This window comes from Microbacterium sp. YJN-G, from assembly GCF_015040615.1.
Lineage (GTDB): Bacteria > Actinomycetota > Actinomycetes > Actinomycetales > Microbacteriaceae > Microbacterium.
In genome coordinates this window covers 1,742,432-1,762,341 of record NZ_CP060402.1, presented here as the reverse complement: position 1 = coordinate 1,762,341, position 19,910 = coordinate 1,742,432, and the positions used below count along the sequence as shown (strand labels likewise).

Here is a 19,910-nt window from a genome sequence, read left to right as displayed (position 1 = left end):
CGGCACACCACCGGGAAGGGTGTTCCTCTCTCCCCGGTAACTCCCTCATAGGGGGTCGCGCACGCGCGCACGCGAGTAGGGGGTGTCCGAGGTGACGAAGTTCGTGACCGAGTCGGTGTCGGAAGCGCTCGAGCGTGGCATCCGGAATGCGAAGCACTTGAGGGCGCGTCACGCGCCGGCGGTTGCTGCTGCACGGGCCCTGGCGCGCAAGATCGACGCGTGGGATGTGATCGTCGAGTGGGCACTCGACGACGCTGCGCAGGGCAAGGGTCGGCCGCAGGTCCCGGCGAATGACAACGTCTCGATCGCGAGCTTCCTGAAGTACCTCGATGCGCTGGGTCTGACGCCGGACGAGGAGACGCCGGCCGCGCGGACGGGGCGCCCGTCGACGAAACCCGCTCCTGCTGGTCCGAGCGCGGTCCCCGCCGCGCCGTCGAACAAGGTCCTTGCCTTCCGGAGGAAGGCCGCGTCGGGGTAGCTCGGAGGGGTGAGGCATGGCGCGAGCGAAGTCTCTCCTGGGTCCGGACTATCGGGCGGCTGTCGGCGCGGAGATGCCGACGGACGGTGTGCCGCAGTACGGCTTCACCGAGCCTCGTGTCGTCACGAAGCCGCTGTGCGAGCTGACTCCGGAGACCTCGCGCGGGTTCGAGGTCATCGATTTCGCGCATGACGTGCTGAACGTCGTGCTGTTCCCGTGGCAGCGTGCGCTGCTGATCCGGATGCTCGAGCTCGACTCGTTCGGGTTGCTCCGGTTCCGTAAGGCCCTGGTGATTGTTGGCCGGCAGAACGGCAAGACGCTGATCGCCGCGGTGCTCGCCGCGTACTGGCTGTACGTCGACGCGGGCCGCTGGCCGAATCAGTTGCCGGAGCAGAACTTCATCGTGGTCGGCGCCGCGCAGAAGCTCGATATCGCGATGAAGCCGTGGAAGCAGGTGCGCCGCTGGGGTGCCCCTGATGACCTGAAGGTCGGCATCGCGATCGACCGCGTCCCGGATCTGCAGGAGATCACCTACCCGCCACGCACGACGAACGGCGAGACGGAGCTGCGCACCCACGCGGGCGCCGCGTACCTGCCGCGCACCTTCGATGGTGCTCGCGGACAATCCTCGGCTCGTCTGATCCTCGACGAGCTGCGCGAGCAGTACGACTACGAGGGCTGGTCGTCGATCGAGAAGTCGGCGAACGCGATGTACGACTCGCTGCTGGTCGCGTTCTCGAACGCGGGCACGAAGCGGTCGAAGGTGCTGAAGGGCGTGCGTGAGACCGCGCACGCGGGAGTCGACGATCCTGAGACGCAGTGGTTCGTCGCGGAGTGGTCGGCGGAGCAGGATGCGCCGCTCGACGACCCGAGGGCGTTCGCGCAGGCGAACCCGTCCGCCGGGTATCTGCCGGGCATGACGATCGCGGGGCTGATGCGCGCTGCGGCCGAGGCGCCGGAGAAGAATGTCGAGCGTATCGAGGTGCTCGGTCAGTGGGTGACCGCGACCGTGGACAACTACATCGACACGGCGACGTGGAAGTCCAGGCATGTCACGCCGGCGGATGTGCTCGCGATGATCCCGAAGGGCGCCCGCACAGTCTGGGCGATCGACACGAGCCACGACCGGCAGCGGAACTGGCTCGCGGCGGCCGTGTTCACCGACGACGGGAAGCCGTTCGTCACGATCCGGGTCAAGCGGCCCGGATGGGCGTGGGTGATCCCATTCCTGATCGAGCTCGCCGAGCAGTCTGGGCACCGTGAGGTGGCGCTGCAGTCGAAGGGCGTCCCGGCGATGGACTTCATCAAGCCGCTGCTGGATGCCGAGTTCGAGGTCGACGGCCGCATGGAGAAGTTCATCGTGCATCAGGTCGAGTGGTCGGCGTTCGCGCTGGCGACGGGCCGGATCAGCGACCGTGTGCGTGACGGCGAGATTGTGCTCATCGAGCAGCCCGACGTGGACCGGGCGATAGAGGGAGCCGTCGTGCGCTCCTACGCCGAGAACATCGGCTGGTCGCGCGAGAAGTCGATGCCGGTGGATATCGCTGGTGTCTGCGCGATGACCCTGGCGCTCTACGCACTCGAGGTGCTCGCACCCGAGCCCGAACCGGAGCCGGTCAAGCCGCCACCGGCGGCCGCAGTGCCGCGCACCGCGGTGTCGCCGTCCGAGGTGAACGTCGCATCCGTGCAGTTCTGAGAGGAGGCCCACCCGTGGCAGATGAGATCGGGTATGTGAAGGGCTCCCTGCCAGGCTGGGGCGACCTTGCCGAGGAAGCGCACGAGAAGAACCCGGATCTGCAGTGGCCGCAGTCGCTGGAGAAGTACGACCAGATGCGCCGTGAGGACGCTCAGGTCGGGTCGGTGATGCGTGCGGTGACGATGCCGATTCGGTCGGCGCGGTGGGAGCTCGACCCTGCGGGCGCGCGGGATGAGGTCGTGCAGCTGATCGCTGAGGATCTCGGGCTGCCCGTCAAGGGGCAGGAGCAGGCGCCACGGCCGCGCCGTGAGCGGGGGAAGTTCTCGTGGGATGAGTTCCTGCGCCTCGCCCTGCTCGAGCTGGTGTTCGGGCATTCGGTGTTCGAGCAGGTGTACCGCATCATCGAGGGCCGGGCCCGGCTCGGCAAGCTCGCGTGGCGGCCGCCGCGCACGATCTCGAAGTTCGATGTCGCGAAGGACGGCGGGCTGATCGCGATCGAGCAGCACGGCGTCTTTGGACAGAACACAGTCCGGATCCCGGTCGACCGTCTGGTTGTGTTCGTCAACGACCGTGAGGGCGCCAACTGGATCGGGCAGTCCCTGCTCCGGCAGGCGTACAAGCCGTGGCTTCTGAAAGACAAGCTGCTGCGAATCGAGGCGATGGTCGCAGAGCGCAACGGGCTCGGCGTCCCCGTGTACGAGGGTGCGCCGCTGCCCGACGCAATTGCGAAGGACACGGTGAAGGCGGAGCAGTGGCTCGCCGATCAGCAGGCCGAAGGTCTGCAGCTGGCGAAGGACTTCCGCGCCGGCGAAGCGTCCGGGGTGTATATCCCCAGCGGGGCGAAGTTCTCACTGGTCGGCGTCAACGGGAAGCTGCCCGACCTGAACACCCCGATCCGTCGGCACGATGAGCAGATCGCGCGCGCCGTGCTCGCGAACTTCCTCACCCTCGGCGGCGACGACTCGACTGGTTCGTACGCGCTCGGCGACACGTTCGTCGACTTCTTCACCGGCGCGCTGAACGCGATCTCGAAGCACTTCGGGGACGTCACCCAGCAGCACGTCGTCGAGGACCTCGTCGACATGAACTGGGGACCAGATGAGACGGCCCCTCGGCTGGTGCCGCCACAGCTCGGCAAGGATGCTCCGCTCACCGCGGAAGGCATCCGCGCGCTGATCGACTGCGGGGCGTTCACGGCTGACGACGAGCTCGAGAAGTATCTGCGGGCGCGGTACGGGTTGCCCGCTCGTGACGAGAGCACGGCGCGCACGGTCGGACAGCCTGCCGGCATCGACACCAAGGAGGACGCATGACCCGCACGGAGACGTGGCCAAACCGGTTCTGGGGCAGCCGCGAAGTACCGAAGACGAAGCGCGAGTTCTTCGACGCGGTCGTCGCCCCACCGCCCACCGGCGACGACCCCGAGATCGCGACGATCCGACTGTACGGGCCGATCGACTCGTGGGGCGGGTTCTGGGGCATCTCGGCGAAGGACGTCGGCGGCGTGCTCGACGCGCTCCCCGAGTCGGTGTCGCAGATCATCCTGCGCATCAACTCGCCGGGCGGGCACGTCTTCGAGGGCATCTCGATCATGAACCTGCTGCGCGCGCACCGGGCGAAGGTGACCGCCGTCGTCGACGGGCTGGCCGCCTCCGCGGCCTCGGTGATCGCTGTCGGTGCCGACGAGACTGTGATGTCGCCAGGCACGCAGATGATGATCCACTGCACCTCGACGATCGTCTGGGGCAACGCGGCGGACATGCGCAAGGAAGCGGCCGTGCTCGAAGGCCTCGACCGGTCGCTCGCGGAGATCTACACCACGAAGGCCGGCGAGAAGGACTGGGCCACTCTGCTCGAGGACGAGACCTGGATGACCGCCGCCGACGCGGTCACCGAAGGCCTCGCAGATCGGGTCGCCGTCATCCCGGATGCGGGCGAGGCCGAGACCGTCGGTGAGGACGACGTGCTCGTCGTCGTCCCTGACGAGGAAGAGCCCGAGGACACGGCCGCAGCGCGAGTCATCCGCTTCGCGTACCGACCCACCACCATGGCGGCATCGGCCGCCCACGAACCCCCCGTCTCGACCGAGCCGGGGTCCGCTATCCGAAAGGAGAACGTCGTGGCTTACGACGACTTCAAGGCTGGCATCCGCGAGCGGCTCGGCATGACCGACGCCGACGCCACCGACGAGACGGTTCTGGCCGCTCTCGACGAGGCGCTCGCAGAGCAGGCCGACACCGAGGCGGCCCCGGTCGCCACCATCCCCGAGGGCACGCAGGTCGTCGAGAACGGTGTTCTCGACCAGCTGCGCGCGGATGCCGCCGCTGGCCGCCAGGCACGTGAGCAGCAGATCCGCGACCGCCGTGACGGGATCATCACCGCAGCGCTGAAGGACGGCCGCATCACCGCGGCGTCCAAGGACAGCTTCCGCGCGCTGCTCGACGCCGACGAGGAGGGCACCTCCAAGGTGCTCGCCGCGATGGCACCGAACACCGTCCCGGTCGCAGAGATCGGGCACGCCGATGGTGAGGTCGCAGCTGATGAGGCCGCGTACCGCGCCGTGTACGGCACGACCGAGAAGGAGGCCTGATCATGGCTCAGTACCTGCCCCTGTTCCGTCCTGGCGACACCGTGACCTTCGCCGTGACTACGGCGATCACCGGCGGTCAGCCCGTTGAGGTCGGCACGGCGGACCGGTCGGTCGCCCCTGCAGCCGCGCTCTCCGCGAAGGTGGTCGGCGTCGCCGGCCACGATGCGGCGATCGGCGACAAGGTCACCGTCGAGGTCGGCAAGCCGATCCACATCCTGACCGCCTCGGGCGCCGTCACCCGCGGCACCCGCCTCGAGGCCGCAGGCGGCGGTGCCGTGCGCACCGTGTCCACCGGCGAGGCCCTGTACCTCGCCCTGACCTCCGCGGCCGACGGTGGCACCGTCGAGGCGCTCCAGCTCTGAGAAAGAGGGAAGCATCATGCAGACGTACCCCCTGACCCCGAGCCAGCTGTCGACGGCATCCGCCACCGACCTGCTGGCGTTCATCAAGTCGCCCACGATGGTGGCTCGTCGCCTCGGCGAGATCCTCCAGGCTCAGCAGTTCATTGGACTGTTCCTGCTGCAGGGCCGCTACCGCCTGCAGGGAGGTGCGATCGCCGTTCCCACGAACGAGAAGATCCGCACCGACCGCGGCGCGGAGCACACCAACGCGGGAGCCGAGTACAAGCTGACGCCGCTGAGCGCCGAGCAGTACGAGATCTACACCGCGCTGAAGGAAGGCATCGCGACGGAGGTCACCGACGAGGAGATCACCCGTAGCCTGCGCCAGCCCATCGATGATGCGCTCACGCTGCTGCAGACCGAGCTCGTGTTCGACGCGAACGACCTCGCGCTGGGCACCATCGACTCGGCGGTGACGCAGACGATCGCGGCCACCGCAGGCGGCTGGACGACCGGCAAGGCGATCCTGAAGGACGCTCTTCGCGTGCAGGCAGCGGCCCGTGCGCTGAAGCTCGGCTACTCGATCGACACCGTCGTGCTGCCGGGCGAGCAGTACGCGACGATCATGCCGGAGCTGATCGACGTCCTGCCGAAGGACGACCGGACCGCACTGACTGGCGCTTTCCCGACGATCGCCGGCATCACCTGGGTGTCGGACGACGGCGGCGACATCGCCGATCCGCTGTTCGTCGACCGTCGTCGCCTCGGCGGCATCGCCCGCGAGCAGATCGTCTCGCCCGAGTACCGCGCGGTCGGTGGCGACACCGGCGTCGAGGTCACCTCGATCCGTGAGCCGAAGGCGGACAAGACCCGTCTGCAGGCACGCAACCCGCATGTGCCCGTCGTGACGAACCCGCTCGCGGGCTTCCACGTGACCGGAACGGTGGTCTGATCATGGTGTACCGAGTGAAGAGCAAGGCCGTCAAGGTCTCCCTCGGCGGCGCCGTCGGACATCGCGTGGCGCACATCGCTCGACAGGGCGAGCTGCTCCCCGAGGGTGTCGTCGAAGCGCAGCTCAAGAGCCTGGTCGCTCGCGGGCTCGTCGAGAAGGTCAAGGACGAGGGATCGGACGTCGACGAGGGCGCCTACAAGGGCACCAGCGTCGCCGACCTGAAGGCCGAGATCGAGAAGCGGAACGAAGGCCGCGGGGACGACGCGAAGATCGTCCCCGCTGAGCCGGGCAACCGTCCGCAGATCGTCGCCGCACTGATCGCGGACGACTCGAAGTAGTCAAACAGGGGGCGATGGACATGCCGATCACACCGACCGACCTCGGCGGCGACGAGGATATCGCGCGGCGGCTTCTCGTCCTGGCGCGGTCCATCGCCCCCTGTATCGACTCCTTCACGGACAACAGCGAGGCGAAGAAGGATGCGGTCGCGATCCTGAAGGGCGTGCTCGCTGAGCAGCCCGCTGCAGGGTCGCGCCGCACCCGATCCGTCAGCCGTAACGGCACATCGATGAGCTTCGCCGATGTCGAGTCGGCGTTCGACTCTGACTCGCGGCAGGCGCTGCGGTCGCTGTGCGGATCTGCAGTGTCGGGTGGGATGCCGAAGGGGAGCTTCCCGAAGGCGCGGCCGTTCGCGAACGTCTGGCCGGAAGGCGACTACACATGAGCTGGCCGGAGTCGTTCTTCTTCCCGAACACGGTGAGCGTCCGCGACTACACCGGGGGCGGCGGGATGGGTGGCACCTACGGCGCGCCCCGCACGCTGGCCGCCGAGGTCATCGACGTGCAGGAGCTCATCCGCAACACCGCCGGCGAGGAGGTCGTTTCCTCGACCCGCGTGACCGTGCCGATTACGGCGAACGTCGTCCTCGGGTCACTGGTGACCGTGTGGGCGGGCATCCCCGGAGCCGAGCGAGAGGCGGAGGTGCTGCGCGTCGGCCGGGACGAGAACCCGCCGCCGCTGCCATCGCACCTGATCCTCTGGCTGAAGTAGGGAGGTCCGCCGTGGCCAACTACAAGCCGATCCTGTCTCCTGTTGAGAAGGCCGCGCAGGACGCGATGCGCAAGGCGGGCCGGGCTCTGCTGAAACGGTCGAACGAACTCGCGCCCCGCGATGACGGCGACCTGATCAAGTCTGGGAAGGTCGTCATCGATGACCTCTCGGTGTCGGTGCGGTACACCGCCCCGCACGCGGTGTTCCAGCATGAGCGGATCGACTACACGCACGACGACGGCGGGGCGAAGTTCCTTGAGCGGGCATCCGACGAGATCGACCTCGCCGAAGCTGTCGCGGATGCCGTGAGGGAGGCGCTGGGCGGTGGATGACTCTGACCTGACCGTGCGGCTGTGCGAGATCGTCGGCGCGCTCCCGATATTCGCCTGGCGGCCGAATGGTCCCGTCTACACGGCATCCGAGATCGGTGTCTTCTACGGCACCATCCCGGACGCGCCCGACCGGGCTGTCGGCATCCGCGTGTACAGCCCGATCGACGAACCCGACCTACTGTCCCGCCGGGTGCAGCTGCACGTCCGCGGCGGCCGCGGTCTGCCGTTCGGCGCGGACCGGATCGCCGGCGTCCTGTTCTCGGTGTTCCACGAGCGTGCACGCGGTGACGGAATCGTGAGCATCCGCCGCACCTCAGCCGTCCCGCTCGGTGCGGACGGCAACGGCCGGGAAGAACGCACAGAAAACTATCTCGTCGTGCTGGACAACGTCGAAGCGGCGCTCTGACACCAGCCCCACATTCGCGCCCTCACCTGATGAGGGATCGCGTCCCGGTGTGCGCCGTGCACGCCGGGAATCACCCTCATCACTCTGAAACTCTGGAGGCAACATCATGGCCAACAAGGTCACGCTTCCCGCCGGCACCACGCTGGGGAAGTCCTACGAGTACGGGCTCGACGTCAACCTCGGCACCTACGCGGCGCCGCAGTGGCAGTCCGTGCGCCGCCTGTCCGCCTGGCAGCCGTCCTACCCGGGCACGACCACCGACGTCGCCACCTACGACGACCTCGGCTCGCCCAACGAGGACGTCACCGGCCGCAGCTTCGCCGCATCGTTCACGGTGCAGGGAAACCGGTCCCTCTCGACCGGCCTGTACCTGCCCGAGCTCGAAGCGATCATGGCCGCCGCGAAGGGCAAGGGCGACGGCGCCGTTCTCGACGTGCGCTGGTACCACAAGCCCGAGCTGGGAACCCCGAACCCGAACGACGCCGGCCGCGCGTTCGTGACGGTCGAGATCACCCGATCGAACACCGACAACACCGGTGTCGAGGTGAAGTCGGTCACCCTGACCGGCAAGGGCGAGTTCGAGTCGATCGCGAACCCATTCGCGGGCTGGGAGGTGACCGCGCCGGTGATCACCAGCGTGACCCCGGAGGGTGAGCTTTCCGGCGAGCTGGTGACGATCAATGGCACCGGGTTCCTCGGTGCGACGTCGGTCACGTTCGACACCCTGGAGTCGCCCGACTTCCAGATCATCGACGCGGCGACGATCGTCGCGATCCTGCCGACCGACACCGCCGGTGCCGTGCCCGTCGTCGTCACCACCCCGGGTGGCGCGTCGACGGCGTACACGTACAACCGAGGCGCGTAAGCCGTGGCGACCGCACCTGACTTCGCAGCCTGGGCGGTCCCCGACCTCGTCATCCCGCTGGGCGGACGGACCTACACGGTCCGCCCGCCCAGCGTGGGCGCCATGGGGAAGCTGCTCGCGTGCGCTGTGCTCGGCGAGGTGAACCTCGGCATCGTCGACGGGCCGATCCCGGACGAGGTGCAGGCGATCCTCGATACCATCGGCCCCGATGAGCACCCCGCGCTCGGGGACGCGTACGAGCAGATGGTCGCGGACGGCGTGCACCCGACCACCATCGACCGGATGGCGTACTATGCCGTGTTTTTCTGGACCCGCGGCAAGGAGTACGCCGACACGCTCGCGGCCGTCCTCTGGTCGCCGCGCGAGCTCGGCGAGGAGAGCGAGGCGGAGGCGGCCCCAAAAGGCTCGTGACCGCCGAGGACTGGGCCCCGTACGGCATCGGTGAACCCGACGCTGACGGGTGGTACCCGGACTATCGGCCGGTCCCCACGAACCTCAAGCCACTCCACGACGGTCCCGTCGCGCCGACGGATAAGCCGCAGATCGACACATCCTGGCTGGCGATCGTCCTGCACTGGCGGATCGTCGTCGCCGAGCTCATGGAGCGCGGCGTCGACCTGTACGACCCGGCGGTGCGCGTCCGGCCGTGGCCGGGTGTCCGCACGTTGATCTTCTCGCTTCTCGAATCGCCTACGCGGCTGCGGGAGGCACTCACCCGGAGGTGATCTGTGGCCAAGGTGACCGTCGCCGACTTGGAGGTCCTGTTCTCGGCAAACGTCGGACAGGTGGAGAAGGCCGACAAGCAGATCGTCGCGATCGGCAAGAAGGTCGAGTCGAACCCGATCAAGGTGTCGGCTGACGCGTCACCGTTCGAGCAGTCGATGGCGCGCGCTGAGGCGTCGTCGAAGAAGATGTCCAAGGAGCTCGTCCGAGACTTCCTCGAAAGCGATCGTGCTGCGAAGAAGTCCGCGGACGAGATCGAGCGCGTCCTGGTCAAGTCCTACGGGGTCGCCGAGGACGCGGCCCGTGATCTCGCGCTCGCGACCAAGGGCGAGCTGATGATCAACGCCGACCCGAAGCCGGCGCTGTCGAGCATGGACCGGGTCGAGAAGGCGGCGAAGAAGCTCGTGTCGGCCGACACGGCGCTGAAGCTCGACGCGGACATCACCCGGGCCGAGAAGAGCCTCGAGCGGACGAAGCAGCGTCTGGAAGACCTGCAGGTGCGTGCGCTCGGCGGCCTGGACGTGACCGCCGATGTGAAGCGCGCGCAGACGCAGCTGCAGAAGACGGAGCGGCAGCTGAAGGCGTTGACCGATGCGAAGCAGATGATCGTCGTCGACGCGAACACGGAGCCGTCGGAGCAGGCGCTCGGCCGTGTCCGCCGTGCCGCCGGGAAGGCAGGCGAGGACTCTGGCGACGACTTCGGGAAGAACATCATCGCGGCGCTCGCGTCGATCCCGATCGCGGGAGCCGTGGTCGGTCTCGGTGTCGCGGCCGGTAAGGCGCTCATCGGGGCGTTCAATGACGGGCTGCAGGTGGAGGCGCGGCAGGACCGCCTGCAGGCGCTCACCGGCATCAACGAGTCCGCCGCGCTCCGCCTCGGCCGCGCCGCCGGTGAGGCGTACGCGAACAACTTCGGCGAGTCGATCGAATCGAACATGGACGCGACGCGTCTCGCGCTGCAGTTCCGCATTCTCGACCCGAAGTCGACGACCCGCGACGCGCAGCTCGTCGTGCAGGGCCTCACCGGCATCGCTGACGTGCTCGGCGAGGATGTGCGGCCGATCGCGCAGGCGGTCACGCAGATGCTCAGCACGGGCATGGCGAAGAACGCGCAGGAGGCGTACGACATCATCGCCGCGGGCGCGCGGAACGGGATCAACCGCAGCGAGGACCTGCTCGACACGCTCACCGAGTACCCGGCCCTGTTCCAGCGGCTCGGGCTCAAGGGTGACGAGGCGCTCGGCCTCATCAACCAGGGCATGCGCGCCGGCGCCCGCAACTCGGATCTCGCGGCTGATGCTCTGAAGGAGTTCCAGATCCGCGCGACCGACGCGTCGGAGACCTCCGCGGAAGGGTTCAAGGCGCTCGGCCTCGACGCCGAGGAGATGACGGCGAAGATCGCGCGGGGCGGTAAGGACGCCCGCGACGGGCTCGCCGTGGTGCTCGACAAGCTGCGCGAGACTGAGGACCCGGTGAAGCGGAACGCGGCCGCCGTGGCGCTGTTCGGCACGCAGGCGGAGGATCTGGGCGCGGCGCTGTTCGCGATGGACCTCTCGACCGCGGTCGAGCAGCTCGACGGCGTGACCGGGTCCGCGCAGCGCATGTTCGACACGCTTGCCGACAACGACGCGTCGAAGGTCGCGACCGCGCAGCGGAATATCGAGGTTGCCGCCGAGGGCATCAAGGGTGCGCTCGCGGGCGCGTTCTCGGAGCCGCTGGGTGACTTCGCTGAGTGGGTGTCGCAGAATCGGGGCCCGCTGCTGCAGTTCTTCGTCGACCTGGTCAACGGGGCGATCGACTTCGGCATCACCGCGTCGGAGTCATTCGGTGCGTTCGTGTCCGGTCCGCTGGCGACCGCTATCGACGGTCTGAAGCAGATCATCAAGTTCACGATGCCTTGGACGGACACGTCGGACCTCGACGAGTTCATCGACGGGATGCGTGGCTTCGAGTCAGAGACCGACAAGGTCGCCGATGGCCTGGAAGCGGCGCGGAAGAAGTTCAACGGCTTCGCGGAAGAGCAGGTCAAGCTCGGCTACCTGCACGACGCGACCCTGCGGACGGCTGACTCGGTGTCGCAGGTGGGGATCGCGGCGGACGGTGCGACGCTGTCGATTTTCGCTCTCGATACCGCGAACCTGCGCGGGTCGGAGTCGGGGCGGAAGCTGAAGCAGCAGCTCGACGACGCGGCCGCCGCGTTTGAGGAGCAGATCGATCTCGCCCGTGATGCGGGGGAGTCGCAGGAGAACCTCACCGACCGGTACAACTCGACCCGGCAGGCTCTCGTCGACCAGATGGTCGCGATGGGGCTGACGCAGGAGCAGGCTCAGACGCTGATCGACACCGTGTTGCAGACGCCGGAGGAGATGTCGACGGAGTTCACGTCGAACGCGGATGCGGAGAAGGGGAAGGTCGTCGATCTTGGCAACAAGATCGTGTCCATCCCTGACGGGTCGTTCACTGTGACGGCGGACACCGGCGACGCGTATGAGCGGTTGATGAACCTGCAGTCCCTGCTTCGGCAGGTGACGGGGAACAAGAGCCTGCACATCGCGACCGGGCCCGGCGGGCAGGGTGGCATCACTCAGCACGACGGCGGGGTCGTCATCCCGATGGCCGCCGGCGGCGCTCTGACACCGATGGCGCCGATCGCGCAGGCGGTCCCGCCGAACACGTGGCGGATCGTCGGCGACCGGATGAAGGACCGCGAGTTCTACATCCCGGACGATGGGTCGGCGCGGTCGATGTCGGTGCTGCTCGAGGCTATGCGGTCGTTCGGTTTGATGCAGATGGCTGACGGCGGGATTCTCGGGGCTGGCAGCGCGGCGGCAGCGTCGCCGGTTCGGCCGGTGGAGGCGACGTTCGTGATGCCTCCTGGTCTGCAGGAGGCGGAGGTCGTGCGGGCGGCGATGTTCGAGCTCGCGCAGATGTTTAGGGGGGCGTGATGCGAGGTACCTACGTGAGGGTGGGCGGCGTTACGTTCCACGGTTCGGACCCGGCCGCGGCTCCCGTCGAGGGATTCGTGTTCGTGGAGTTCGAGGGGTGGAACGATGCGCCGTCCGCTCGGGGGGAGAAGGTCCCGCGTCCTGACGCGCACGGCGACTTCGACCTGCCGGTGACCCGCGGGCCGCGACTGGTCACGATGTCTGGCTGGTGTCGCGCGAGCAGCCCGGAGCGGATGGGGCACTTCCGCTCCCAGCTGACCGGGCTGCTCGCAGATGGCCAGCTCGGCCGGATCATCGTCGATGAGTTCGGTGTCACCCAGTGGGCCGATGTGCGCATCTATGGCGACCCGCGGTTCCGCAAGCGTGGTCGGAGTCGATATGCCGACTGGTCGATCGCGTTCCGTTCACCGGACGCCCGCAAGTACGGGGAGACGAGAGAGTTCGCGGCTGGCGAGACCGCGGTGCACTACGGGAATTTCCCTGCGACACCGACTCACCGGGTCACGGGCACGGCGGGCGGGTACACGATCAACGGCCCTTCCGGGAAGAAGTTCACCGTCACGTCCGGGCCTGGTTCGGGGACGGATCGGATCGACATGGCGACCGGGCGCGTGTACCGCAACGGTGTGCTCATGCTGGGAATCGTGTCCCAGGGTGACCTGTGGACGGTCGGGCCAGGCCTTCCCGGCGTGGTGCACACCATCAGCGCGGGGACGTTGACGACGGAAGCGACGGACACGTTCGTCTGACAGGGGGTGTACATGTGGGGATTCTCGATCCACAACACGATCTCCGGGGCGAGACTGCTGGACGTGCAACCGTCTGACGGGTCATGGAGACGCGTTCTCGGCGGCGGCGGCTCTGGGAGTCACACGCTGCAGCTTCGCGCTAAGGGCGACGAGGTGCCCCCGGATGTCGCACGGCAACTGTCGGAGCCGAACGCCGCATCCATCGCTGTGTGCTGGGACGACACGTGCCTGTACGCGGGCGCGGTGATCAACGCGAAGTACGACCGGTCTTCGGGTGCGCTGACGATCGGTCACAACGAGGGCATCCGGGAGATTCTGCGGAACCGTACGACGTTTGGTGTCGATGCGACAACGGGCATCGGCCCGGGGTATGCCGGCGGGGATCTGATCGTGTCAGCCCGGTCGGCTCCCGCGACTGTCGGTGCGATCCTGCGCCGATGGCTGGGTAAGGGTGGTATCTCGGAGTTGCCGATCGATATCCCCGCTGACGGTGCGGGACCTGTGAGTTTCACGTGGCGGCGATGGGATTTCCACATGATCGATGACCTGCTCGGGCAGGTGGAGAAGCTGGGGTACGAGATCGACTTCCGCCCCTACATCACATCGTCTGGGGTACTGCGGTATCAGACGGTCGTCGCGCCGACGATCACCGCCGGGCTGCTGGAGTTCACGGTGACGGCTGAGCGGACGCCGGTCACGGACCTGACGGTGACACGCGACGGGTCCAAGCAGCTCACGGGTGTTTTCGTGCTCGGGAAGGGCACGGAGGACAAGATGGTCAAGGGTGGTGCCGGTAATCAGGCCGGCCCGATGATTCCTGTCCGGGACGCGGTCAGGTCGATGAAGGACGTTGCGGACGTCGCCCGTCTGAATGAGATGGCGATGGCTGACCTGCTCGCGCACCGGTCACCGACCGAGCAGTGGGACTTCTCACTCGTCGCTGACGTCGACAAGGACGGCAACGAGCTGCTGGACGTGGCAGGGCTGATCCCTGGGGCGACGATGCGGATGCTGTCCAGTGGTGACGAGTACATCACGGACGGGGTGCGCACGATGCGGCTGGTCGGTGTGAGCGGGGATATGACGAGGACGTTGAAGCCGGAGGTGCAGTAGTGGTCGACAACCTGGGGGATCTGAAGCAAGAGATCCGGGATCTGATGCGCCGTATCCGGGTTTTGGAATCGGCATCCCCGCTCGGGTGGTCATCGGTCACCGAGGGAGCGTTGGAGATCCGGTCACCGGAGGGTCTGATCGTGATCGGGTCCGCGAAGGTGTCGGGCACGCTCACCGGGTCGGGCACGTTCGACTGGACGGGCCCGATGAACCTGCAGGGCGCGCAGACGATCACAGGCCCCACGACGTTCACCGGACAGATGACGGTGAATGGACCGTGGAAGTTCGTCGGCAACGGTCAGATCACCGGCGACGTCGACGTGACCGGGAACATCAAGATCCTCCCTGGTGGCAAGATCCAGGTCGGTGACATGATCATCGACCCGACTGGCGGCGGATCTGTGACCTTTCCCGGCGGCGCAGTCGTGCAGGCCGACCCGGGCGGCGGCATCCGCATGATCCAGGGATTGAACCGGGTCTATGTCGGCTCGGGCCTGGTTTCGATGCAGTACGGGAGTCGCACGATAGCGCTGAGCGCGAGCGGGCAGCGAATGGATGGACTGCCGACCACGCCGAGCAGCCTTGCGAACGCTGCTCCGGTAGGAACCATCTGGTCGGACACCAGCGGCCAACTCTTCCGCGTCGTGACAGGTTAGCGCGGGATTGGGCAGATAGTGATTCGTGCCGAAACGATGATCGCGCTGCTGTCCTGGTAGTAGCCGTGAGGGCTACGCTCTTCACCTTCGATGAGCGACAGATCTTCGCCCGTCTGGTTGGGTGCCAGGATCTCGCACGCCTCGTAAGCCGCCGCGAGCAGTTGTTCGTCGGTGACGTTCGGGATCTGCGTCTGAATCCGTGCGAGGCGGGCGTGCACCTCGATGAGGTATGCCGCTTCGGGGTCGTTAGCGGCGACGGGCGGTGCGGGCGACTCGGCAACGATCGGTTCGCTCTCCGCTGTGGCTTCGGGCGTGGTCGTATCGGTCGGGGCCGTCGTGCTGGTCACCGTTTCGACGGGGGCGGGCTCGTCTCCGTTGCTGGTGAGCGCGTAGGCGGTTCCACCACCGATGACGAGAACGGCGGCGGTCGCGATGGCGGCGATCGTAGAACGCTTCATAAACGGTTCTCCTTCACGTACTGCTGAAGTGCACGGCGGATGACGTCGCTCACTGTTTCGCCGTTGCGGTCGGCTGCCGTTTTCGTCTCATCCCAGAGGGTGCGGGCTACCCGGATGTTCCGGACGACGAGCGGTTCTTTCCCCATGCCCACATTGTAAAGACGCACGTAAAGACGTGTCAAGAGTTTGCGCCCGCTTGAGGCGTTTCGTGTTTGGAGGATATCGATGGTTGCAGTGACCGGGAATGTCGCAACTTTTGGTCTGACGTCAGTACCAATGTACGGGGCGGAGATCGTGTTCATTCCCTCGGGCCCTGCCGTCACCGGGGACCGGTACGTGCTGTCGGGCCGGGATGTGCACGTGCCGATCGAGGGCGGTACGGGCGCGTTCACGGCGAACCTTTCCCCGACCGAGACGACCAGGCCGGGGACGTTCTACCGAATCCGGATTGTGTCGCTCGACAGTGCCAGCAACTTCACGTTCATCGACTTCCCCGAATGGGAGCTGCGGGTGCCGACGACGGGCGGGCCGATCGCGGATCTTCTCGACCTGTCCGGTAACCCGGCGATGGTGTGGGTCGGGGCGGAGGCACCTACCCCGTCTCCCGGGATGTGGTGGATGACGACGGACGAGAACTCAGCCGATTACGGCTGGCTGATGGAGTGGGAGTAACAGCATGGCTTGGGTGCGTAAGGTTGATCTTCGCTCGACGGTCCCGGGCCCTCAGGGCCCTCAGGGGCTGCCGGGTGTGAATGCGGTGGCGAATGACACTGCGACCGCTGGGTATATCCTGTCTGAGCTGTCTGAGACGTGGGATGCGTTGGTGTCACTGTTCGGGCGTAAGCGTGCCCTCGACCCGCGGGATTTTGGGGCCGTGGCGGACATCACCGTGGACAACACGGCGGCGTTCCAGGCGTGCATCGACGCGGCAGGCCCGTTCGGGACGGTTGAGTTCGCGGGCGACTATGGGCTTTTCGGAACCCTTGATGTGACGAACTTGGCCGAGTTCCGGGGTGTCGGAAACCGCGCCTCGTCGCTGGTTGGGAAGTTCGACGTTCCCCACATCATTGTGAACGGTGGTGCGGCGCAGACGATTCGTAACATGCGTCTGCGTACGACGTTTACGGGTTCGCGCCTGTCGTTCAATATCGAGATCGGTAACCCGACGAAACCACGCCTCGACTCGATTGAGGTTGATAACCCGAACGAAACTCGAACCGCGGGTGGAATCAAGTTCAAGAACAACGGTGTCATCGCGGGTGAGAACGCCTTCATGCCGCAGATCACATCCTGCTGGATCAGGAACGGTCTTCTCGTCGTCGATCAGGTCACAGACGGGCACGTGTCGGACTGCTGGATTTGGGGTGCCGAGACGGGCGCCCGGGCAACCGTGGACCTGTACTTCGCGAACGGGTGGAGCTTCACCGGCAACGATGTCGCCGCAACCCTTGACGCAGGGTGCGCCTACCGGGTGGAAGGGTCGAAGCAGACGTCGATCGTCGGCGGATACCTTGACGGCGGGTACTCGTCGTACAACTCCGGGTACGGGCTCATCGGCGTGGACTCCTCGGCACTGCACATGTCCGGTACGCACTTCTACCATCACGGACGGTCGGCGATCATGCTCACCGGCTGTTCCGGGATGACGTTCTCATCGGTCGGGTTCTACCGTGGCAACAAGCAGGACGGCGGATACCCCGACATTGACCTGTACTCGTCGCGGGCGATCACATTCACGGGGACGTCTCACACGCAGCCCGTCGATCGGGTCAACAAGGGTGCGATCTTCCGTGAGGATGCCGGTTCCGCGCACAACAAGATCGACTTCGCTGGCATCAACCAGGCGGAGGGCAGCTATTACGCATCCCCGTCGTTTGTCGGCAACCCGGGCACGCTGGGGGAGAACTGCCGTCCGACAGTGCTTTGGCCGCGCCCGTCTACCGTGCCTCTGATCGAGACTCCTGACGCATGCAAGATGGGGTTGGGGCCTGCGACGGCATGGCCGCAGGCGAACCGGGCACAGTTCCACCGGTTCCACATCAAGCACGCCGGAACGTACCGGTACATCGGCGTGAACGTCGCCCTCGGGTCGGGGAACATCCAAGCCGCGATCGTGCGGATGGACGGGCTGAACTACACCCGTGTCATGGACTCGGGTGTGATCGCGTGCACGACGGGCATGGGTGTCATCGACGCGGGTAGCACGCTTCTCACAGCCGGCGAGTATGCGCTTGTCGTGTGGGTGGACAACACGACCGCCCAGCTGCGTCTGATCAACGATGAGGCGTTGCGTTGGACGCGATCTGTCGCCGAGGTGTCGTCGCTGACGACTGGTGTCCCCGCGTCGGGGGCCATTACGGGGTGGAACTCGACCGCCCGCGCTGTCACGGCCTGCTCTATCACGGCCTGACCAAACCCGATGTGAGCCCCGCCATCGTGCGGGCCTCACCCATGCCCGGAAGGGAGCACCCATGAGACTTCCCATGCCGTTCGACAACCCGCGCACCTACCCGGGGCATTCCGGGGTCGACTTCCCGCAGAACCGGGGGACGCCGATTCGGGCATCCGGGCCGGGGCGTGTGCTGCGCCTGCCGAAAACCGACGCGGGCGGCTACTGGACGACGATCCTGTACGACAACGGGGTGACGGTCGGCTACGCACACCAGGACAACCCCGTGACGGTCGTGAAGGTCGGCGAGCGGGTTCGTGAGGGAACCGTGATCGGCTACGTCGGCTCCCTCGGGCGGCGATCGACCGGCCCGCACCTGCACATGGAACGCATCGGGCACGGCACCTACGCCTCGATGATGGCCGTCCTCGACGCCAGCCGCGTCGTCGGTGCGGGCGCGCCGGCCAGCACCCACACGAACCCGAAACCAGTACCCATCCGCATGCAGGAGGAGGACGACACCGTGTACAGCGTCAAGATCAACAAGAACATCTACGGCCTCGCCCGCGAGTTCATCACCCACTACGGTGACGCACGCCAGGCCACGATCACCCGGCAGATCACATCCGCGACCGACGAGCTGCACGACCTCGGCGACGGCGATCACACCACCGAGGCGGGCAAGAACTGGGCTTCCCTGCTCGACGGGCTCGGCATCCCCCGGGGTGTCCTCGACGCGCAGGGCCGCGTCCTGAACCCGCAGAGCGGCAAGCACGAGGCCAACGGCACGTGGTCGCGGTCGCGGGAGATCCTCGCCCGGATCGGGGCGCCGGTCGGATGACCGTCGCCGACAACTCGGAGGTACTGGTGGCGATCGCAAGGCTGGACGGGAAACTTGACCTTGCCCTTGCGGAGACTGCCGCGTTGAAAGCCACCGACGCCGACCATGAGGGCCGTATTCGCACGATCGAAGCGAAACCTGTCCCCGATGAGGAAACCGACAAGCGGCTGTCGAAACTCGAGGAACGCCGCACCGTCTCCCCCGGGCAACTGTGGACGGGGCTGCTGGGTGTCGCGGGCCTGATCCTGACCGTACTGACTATCGCCGACCGGTGGTCGGCACTCTTTGGAGGATGACATGAGTGATCTGAACAGCATCACCGCGAATGCACGCGTGAAGAACCCGAAGGTTCGTAGGGTGGTCGGTCGCATCTTCGGATGGTCGGCCCTCGCCCTGCTCGCGGTCGGCATCGTAGATCAGGCCATTGGCGCGTTCGACGTGTCCGCCGAGCTCGGCGCGGCATCCACGATCGTCGTCGGCCTCTTCGGCCTGTGGCAGCTGGTCGTCACCGACCCGAACGTTCCGAACTAGCCAAACGCCCCCGCCCTCCCGCATGACGCGGTGATGGGCGGGGGCGTTTCTGCGTTCGAACTCTTCCGCATCGGACGGTGTGCGCGTACCGTGTGCGTATGGCTGAGCGCCGGCACGCAGCTGGGGCAACCGTGGTCCGCTCAGTCGGGATCGCTCATCTGATTGGCGAGGGGCCAGTGCAGTCAGGTGGGCGTTCCCGCATCTCGCCTCCCATGAGCGCGAACAGCGGCCTATGATGGGCCTCGCAGACGCTGGTTCGTCCGCGCTCAGAATCCCCTCTTCAGAGCGGCTCGAAGACGAGTAGCTGACTGCAGGGCCCGGTCCCCAACGGGTCCAGACCCGCGAGTGCGCACAGGCCCCTAAGCATGCTGCGCGCTCGCGGGTCGAAGCACGTCTAGAGGTCACGAGACGCTATCCGCCGTGGATGCTCGGCCCGTCGAATTCGGCCGGCATCTCGACCTCGTCGAGCAGCTGTAGGTGCCCGCAGTGGGGGCACTCGAACGCGTGCGACGTCTCGCGCATGACGATGCCGCACTCCGGGCAATGCGGATTGGCGGCCGCCGCGAGATCATCCATCCGCACAGCTTATGGCCGAGCGGTAGCCTTGCGTCATGCGTTCCATCAGCATCGTCGCGGCCACACTGGCAGTCTTCGCATTGACGTCGTGCTCGCCAGCACCAGAGGCATCACCGACGAGCGCGCCGCCGAGCACAACACCGTCAGCCACCGCGCCTCAACCGTCGAGCTCGCCCGTGGTAGCAGTCGCTGAGATCCCGCCAGCGTGCATTGATTACG

General features: G+C 66.9%; 27 protein-coding genes. 23 read left to right on the top strand and 4 right to left on the bottom strand.

Going from position 1 to position 19,910, the window contains the following annotated elements; all coding sequences use genetic code 11:
- Positions 1 to 91: 91 nt before the first annotated feature.
- The 18 genes from H7694_RS08345 (at position 92) to H7694_RS08260 (ending at position 14,896) form a co-directional block, all read left to right on the top strand.
- Complete coding sequence (locus H7694_RS08345; RefSeq protein ID WP_227468028.1) at positions 92 to 478, top strand: hypothetical protein; 387 nt, start codon at positions 92 to 94, stop codon at positions 476 to 478.
- A gap of 16 nt (positions 479 to 494) precedes the next feature.
- Positions 495 to 2,174: a terminase large subunit gene (locus H7694_RS08340; protein WP_227468027.1), complete on the top strand. Its 1,680-nt coding sequence runs from the start codon at positions 495 to 497 to the stop codon at positions 2,172 to 2,174.
- 14 nt (positions 2,175 to 2,188) lie between these two features.
- A complete protein-coding gene (locus H7694_RS08335; protein ID WP_193596081.1) occupies positions 2,189 to 3,487 on the top strand; it encodes a hypothetical protein in 1,299 nt (432 codons plus the stop codon).
- Positions 3,484 to 4,764: a head maturation protease, ClpP-related gene (locus tag H7694_RS08330; RefSeq protein WP_193596080.1), complete on the top strand. Its 1,281-nt coding sequence runs from the start codon at positions 3,484 to 3,486 to the stop codon at positions 4,762 to 4,764. Before H7694_RS08335 ends, H7694_RS08330 begins: the two co-directional genes overlap by 4 nt.
- Positions 4,765 to 4,766: 2 nt before the next feature.
- Positions 4,767 to 5,126 carry a capsid cement protein gene (locus tag H7694_RS08325; RefSeq protein WP_193596079.1) on the top strand — a complete coding sequence of 120 codons (360 nt, stop codon included), beginning with the start codon at positions 4,767 to 4,769 and terminating at the stop codon, positions 5,124 to 5,126.
- Positions 5,127 to 5,142: 16 nt separating this feature from the next.
- The gene (locus H7694_RS08320; protein ID WP_193596078.1) at positions 5,143 to 6,057 is read left to right on the top strand and encodes a hypothetical protein; all 915 of its coding nucleotides are present in this window, start codon (positions 5,143 to 5,145) and stop codon (positions 6,055 to 6,057) included.
- A gap of 14 nt (positions 6,058 to 6,071) precedes the next feature.
- Entirely contained in the window at positions 6,072 to 6,395 is a 324-nt protein-coding gene (locus tag H7694_RS08315; protein WP_193596077.1) for a hypothetical protein, read from the top strand.
- A gap of 14 nt (positions 6,396 to 6,409) precedes the next feature.
- The gene (locus H7694_RS08310) at positions 6,410 to 6,781 is read left to right on the top strand and encodes a hypothetical protein (protein ID WP_227468026.1); all 372 of its coding nucleotides are present in this window, start codon (positions 6,410 to 6,412) and stop codon (positions 6,779 to 6,781) included.
- Positions 6,778 to 7,107: a hypothetical protein gene (locus tag H7694_RS08305; RefSeq protein WP_193596075.1), complete on the top strand. Its 330-nt coding sequence runs from the start codon at positions 6,778 to 6,780 to the stop codon at positions 7,105 to 7,107. Before H7694_RS08310 ends, H7694_RS08305 begins: the two co-directional genes overlap by 4 nt.
- A gap of 11 nt (positions 7,108 to 7,118) precedes the next feature.
- A complete protein-coding gene (locus tag H7694_RS08300) occupies positions 7,119 to 7,439 on the top strand; it encodes an HK97 gp10 family phage protein (RefSeq protein ID WP_193596074.1) in 321 nt (106 codons plus the stop codon).
- Positions 7,432 to 7,845, top strand: a complete 414-nt coding sequence (locus H7694_RS08295; protein WP_193596073.1) for a minor capsid protein — start codon at positions 7,432 to 7,434, stop codon at positions 7,843 to 7,845. Before H7694_RS08300 ends, H7694_RS08295 begins: the two co-directional genes overlap by 8 nt.
- Before the next feature lie 106 nt (positions 7,846 to 7,951).
- Complete coding sequence (locus H7694_RS08290; RefSeq protein WP_193596072.1) at positions 7,952 to 8,710, top strand: phage tail tube protein; 759 nt, start codon at positions 7,952 to 7,954, stop codon at positions 8,708 to 8,710.
- 3 nt (positions 8,711 to 8,713) lie between these two features.
- Entirely contained in the window at positions 8,714 to 9,121 is a 408-nt protein-coding gene (locus H7694_RS08285; RefSeq protein ID WP_193596071.1) for a hypothetical protein, read from the top strand.
- Positions 9,118 to 9,435, top strand: coding sequence for a hypothetical protein (locus H7694_RS08280; protein ID WP_193596070.1), 318 nt, complete (start codon positions 9,118 to 9,120; stop codon positions 9,433 to 9,435). Before H7694_RS08285 ends, H7694_RS08280 begins: the two co-directional genes overlap by 4 nt.
- A gap of 3 nt (positions 9,436 to 9,438) precedes the next feature.
- Entirely contained in the window at positions 9,439 to 12,378 is a 2,940-nt protein-coding gene (locus tag H7694_RS08275; RefSeq protein ID WP_227468025.1) for a phage tail tape measure protein, read from the top strand.
- Entirely contained in the window at positions 12,378 to 13,127 is a 750-nt protein-coding gene (locus tag H7694_RS08270) for a hypothetical protein (protein WP_193596069.1), read from the top strand. The genes H7694_RS08275 and H7694_RS08270 overlap by 1 nt, the downstream gene beginning before the upstream one ends.
- A gap of 12 nt (positions 13,128 to 13,139) precedes the next feature.
- A complete protein-coding gene (locus H7694_RS08265; RefSeq protein ID WP_193596068.1) occupies positions 13,140 to 14,240 on the top strand; it encodes a hypothetical protein in 1,101 nt (366 codons plus the stop codon).
- On the top strand, positions 14,240 to 14,896 hold the full coding sequence (locus H7694_RS08260) for a hypothetical protein (protein ID WP_193596067.1): 657 nt from the start codon (positions 14,240 to 14,242) through the stop codon (positions 14,894 to 14,896). Before H7694_RS08265 ends, H7694_RS08260 begins: the two co-directional genes overlap by 1 nt.
- On the opposite strand, the gene H7694_RS08255 is transcribed toward H7694_RS08260, so the two are convergent.
- Both H7694_RS08255 and H7694_RS08250 read right to left on the bottom strand, forming a co-directional pair.
- Positions 14,893 to 15,354: a hypothetical protein gene (locus tag H7694_RS08255; protein WP_193596066.1), complete on the bottom strand. Its 462-nt coding sequence runs from the start codon at positions 15,352 to 15,354 to the stop codon at positions 14,893 to 14,895. The two genes, H7694_RS08260 and H7694_RS08255, sit on opposite strands and share 4 nt — an antisense overlap.
- Positions 15,351 to 15,500: a hypothetical protein gene (locus H7694_RS08250; protein ID WP_193596065.1), complete on the bottom strand. Its 150-nt coding sequence runs from the start codon at positions 15,498 to 15,500 to the stop codon at positions 15,351 to 15,353. Before H7694_RS08250 ends, H7694_RS08255 begins: the two co-directional genes overlap by 4 nt.
- A 79-nt stretch (positions 15,501 to 15,579) precedes the next feature.
- On the opposite strand from H7694_RS08250, the gene H7694_RS08245 reads away from it, so the two are divergent.
- From H7694_RS08245 to H7694_RS08225, 5 genes are all read left to right on the top strand, one after another.
- Positions 15,580 to 16,026, top strand: a complete 447-nt coding sequence (locus tag H7694_RS08245) for a hypothetical protein (RefSeq protein ID WP_193596064.1) — start codon at positions 15,580 to 15,582, stop codon at positions 16,024 to 16,026.
- A 202-nt stretch (positions 16,027 to 16,228) separates the two neighbouring features.
- Complete coding sequence (locus H7694_RS08240) at positions 16,229 to 17,764, top strand: hypothetical protein (protein WP_193596063.1); 1,536 nt, start codon at positions 16,229 to 16,231, stop codon at positions 17,762 to 17,764.
- A gap of 61 nt (positions 17,765 to 17,825) precedes the next feature.
- The gene (locus H7694_RS08235; RefSeq protein WP_193596062.1) at positions 17,826 to 18,584 is read left to right on the top strand and encodes a M23 family metallopeptidase; all 759 of its coding nucleotides are present in this window, start codon (positions 17,826 to 17,828) and stop codon (positions 18,582 to 18,584) included.
- Entirely contained in the window at positions 18,581 to 18,880 is a 300-nt protein-coding gene (locus H7694_RS08230; protein WP_193596061.1) for a hypothetical protein, read from the top strand. The genes H7694_RS08235 and H7694_RS08230 overlap by 4 nt, the downstream gene beginning before the upstream one ends.
- Position 18,881: 1 nt before the next feature.
- Positions 18,882 to 19,115: a hypothetical protein gene (locus H7694_RS08225; protein ID WP_193596060.1), complete on the top strand. Its 234-nt coding sequence runs from the start codon at positions 18,882 to 18,884 to the stop codon at positions 19,113 to 19,115.
- A gap of 411 nt (positions 19,116 to 19,526) precedes the next feature.
- Here the strand turns inward: H7694_RS08225 and H7694_RS08220 are convergent, their stop codons facing one another.
- Complete coding sequence (locus tag H7694_RS08220; protein WP_193596059.1) at positions 19,527 to 19,691, bottom strand: hypothetical protein; 165 nt, start codon at positions 19,689 to 19,691, stop codon at positions 19,527 to 19,529.
- A complete protein-coding gene (locus H7694_RS08215) occupies positions 19,684 to 19,842 on the bottom strand; it encodes a hypothetical protein (protein WP_193596058.1) in 159 nt (52 codons plus the stop codon). Before H7694_RS08215 ends, H7694_RS08220 begins: the two co-directional genes overlap by 8 nt.
- Between the last annotated feature and the right edge of the window lie 68 nt (positions 19,843 to 19,910).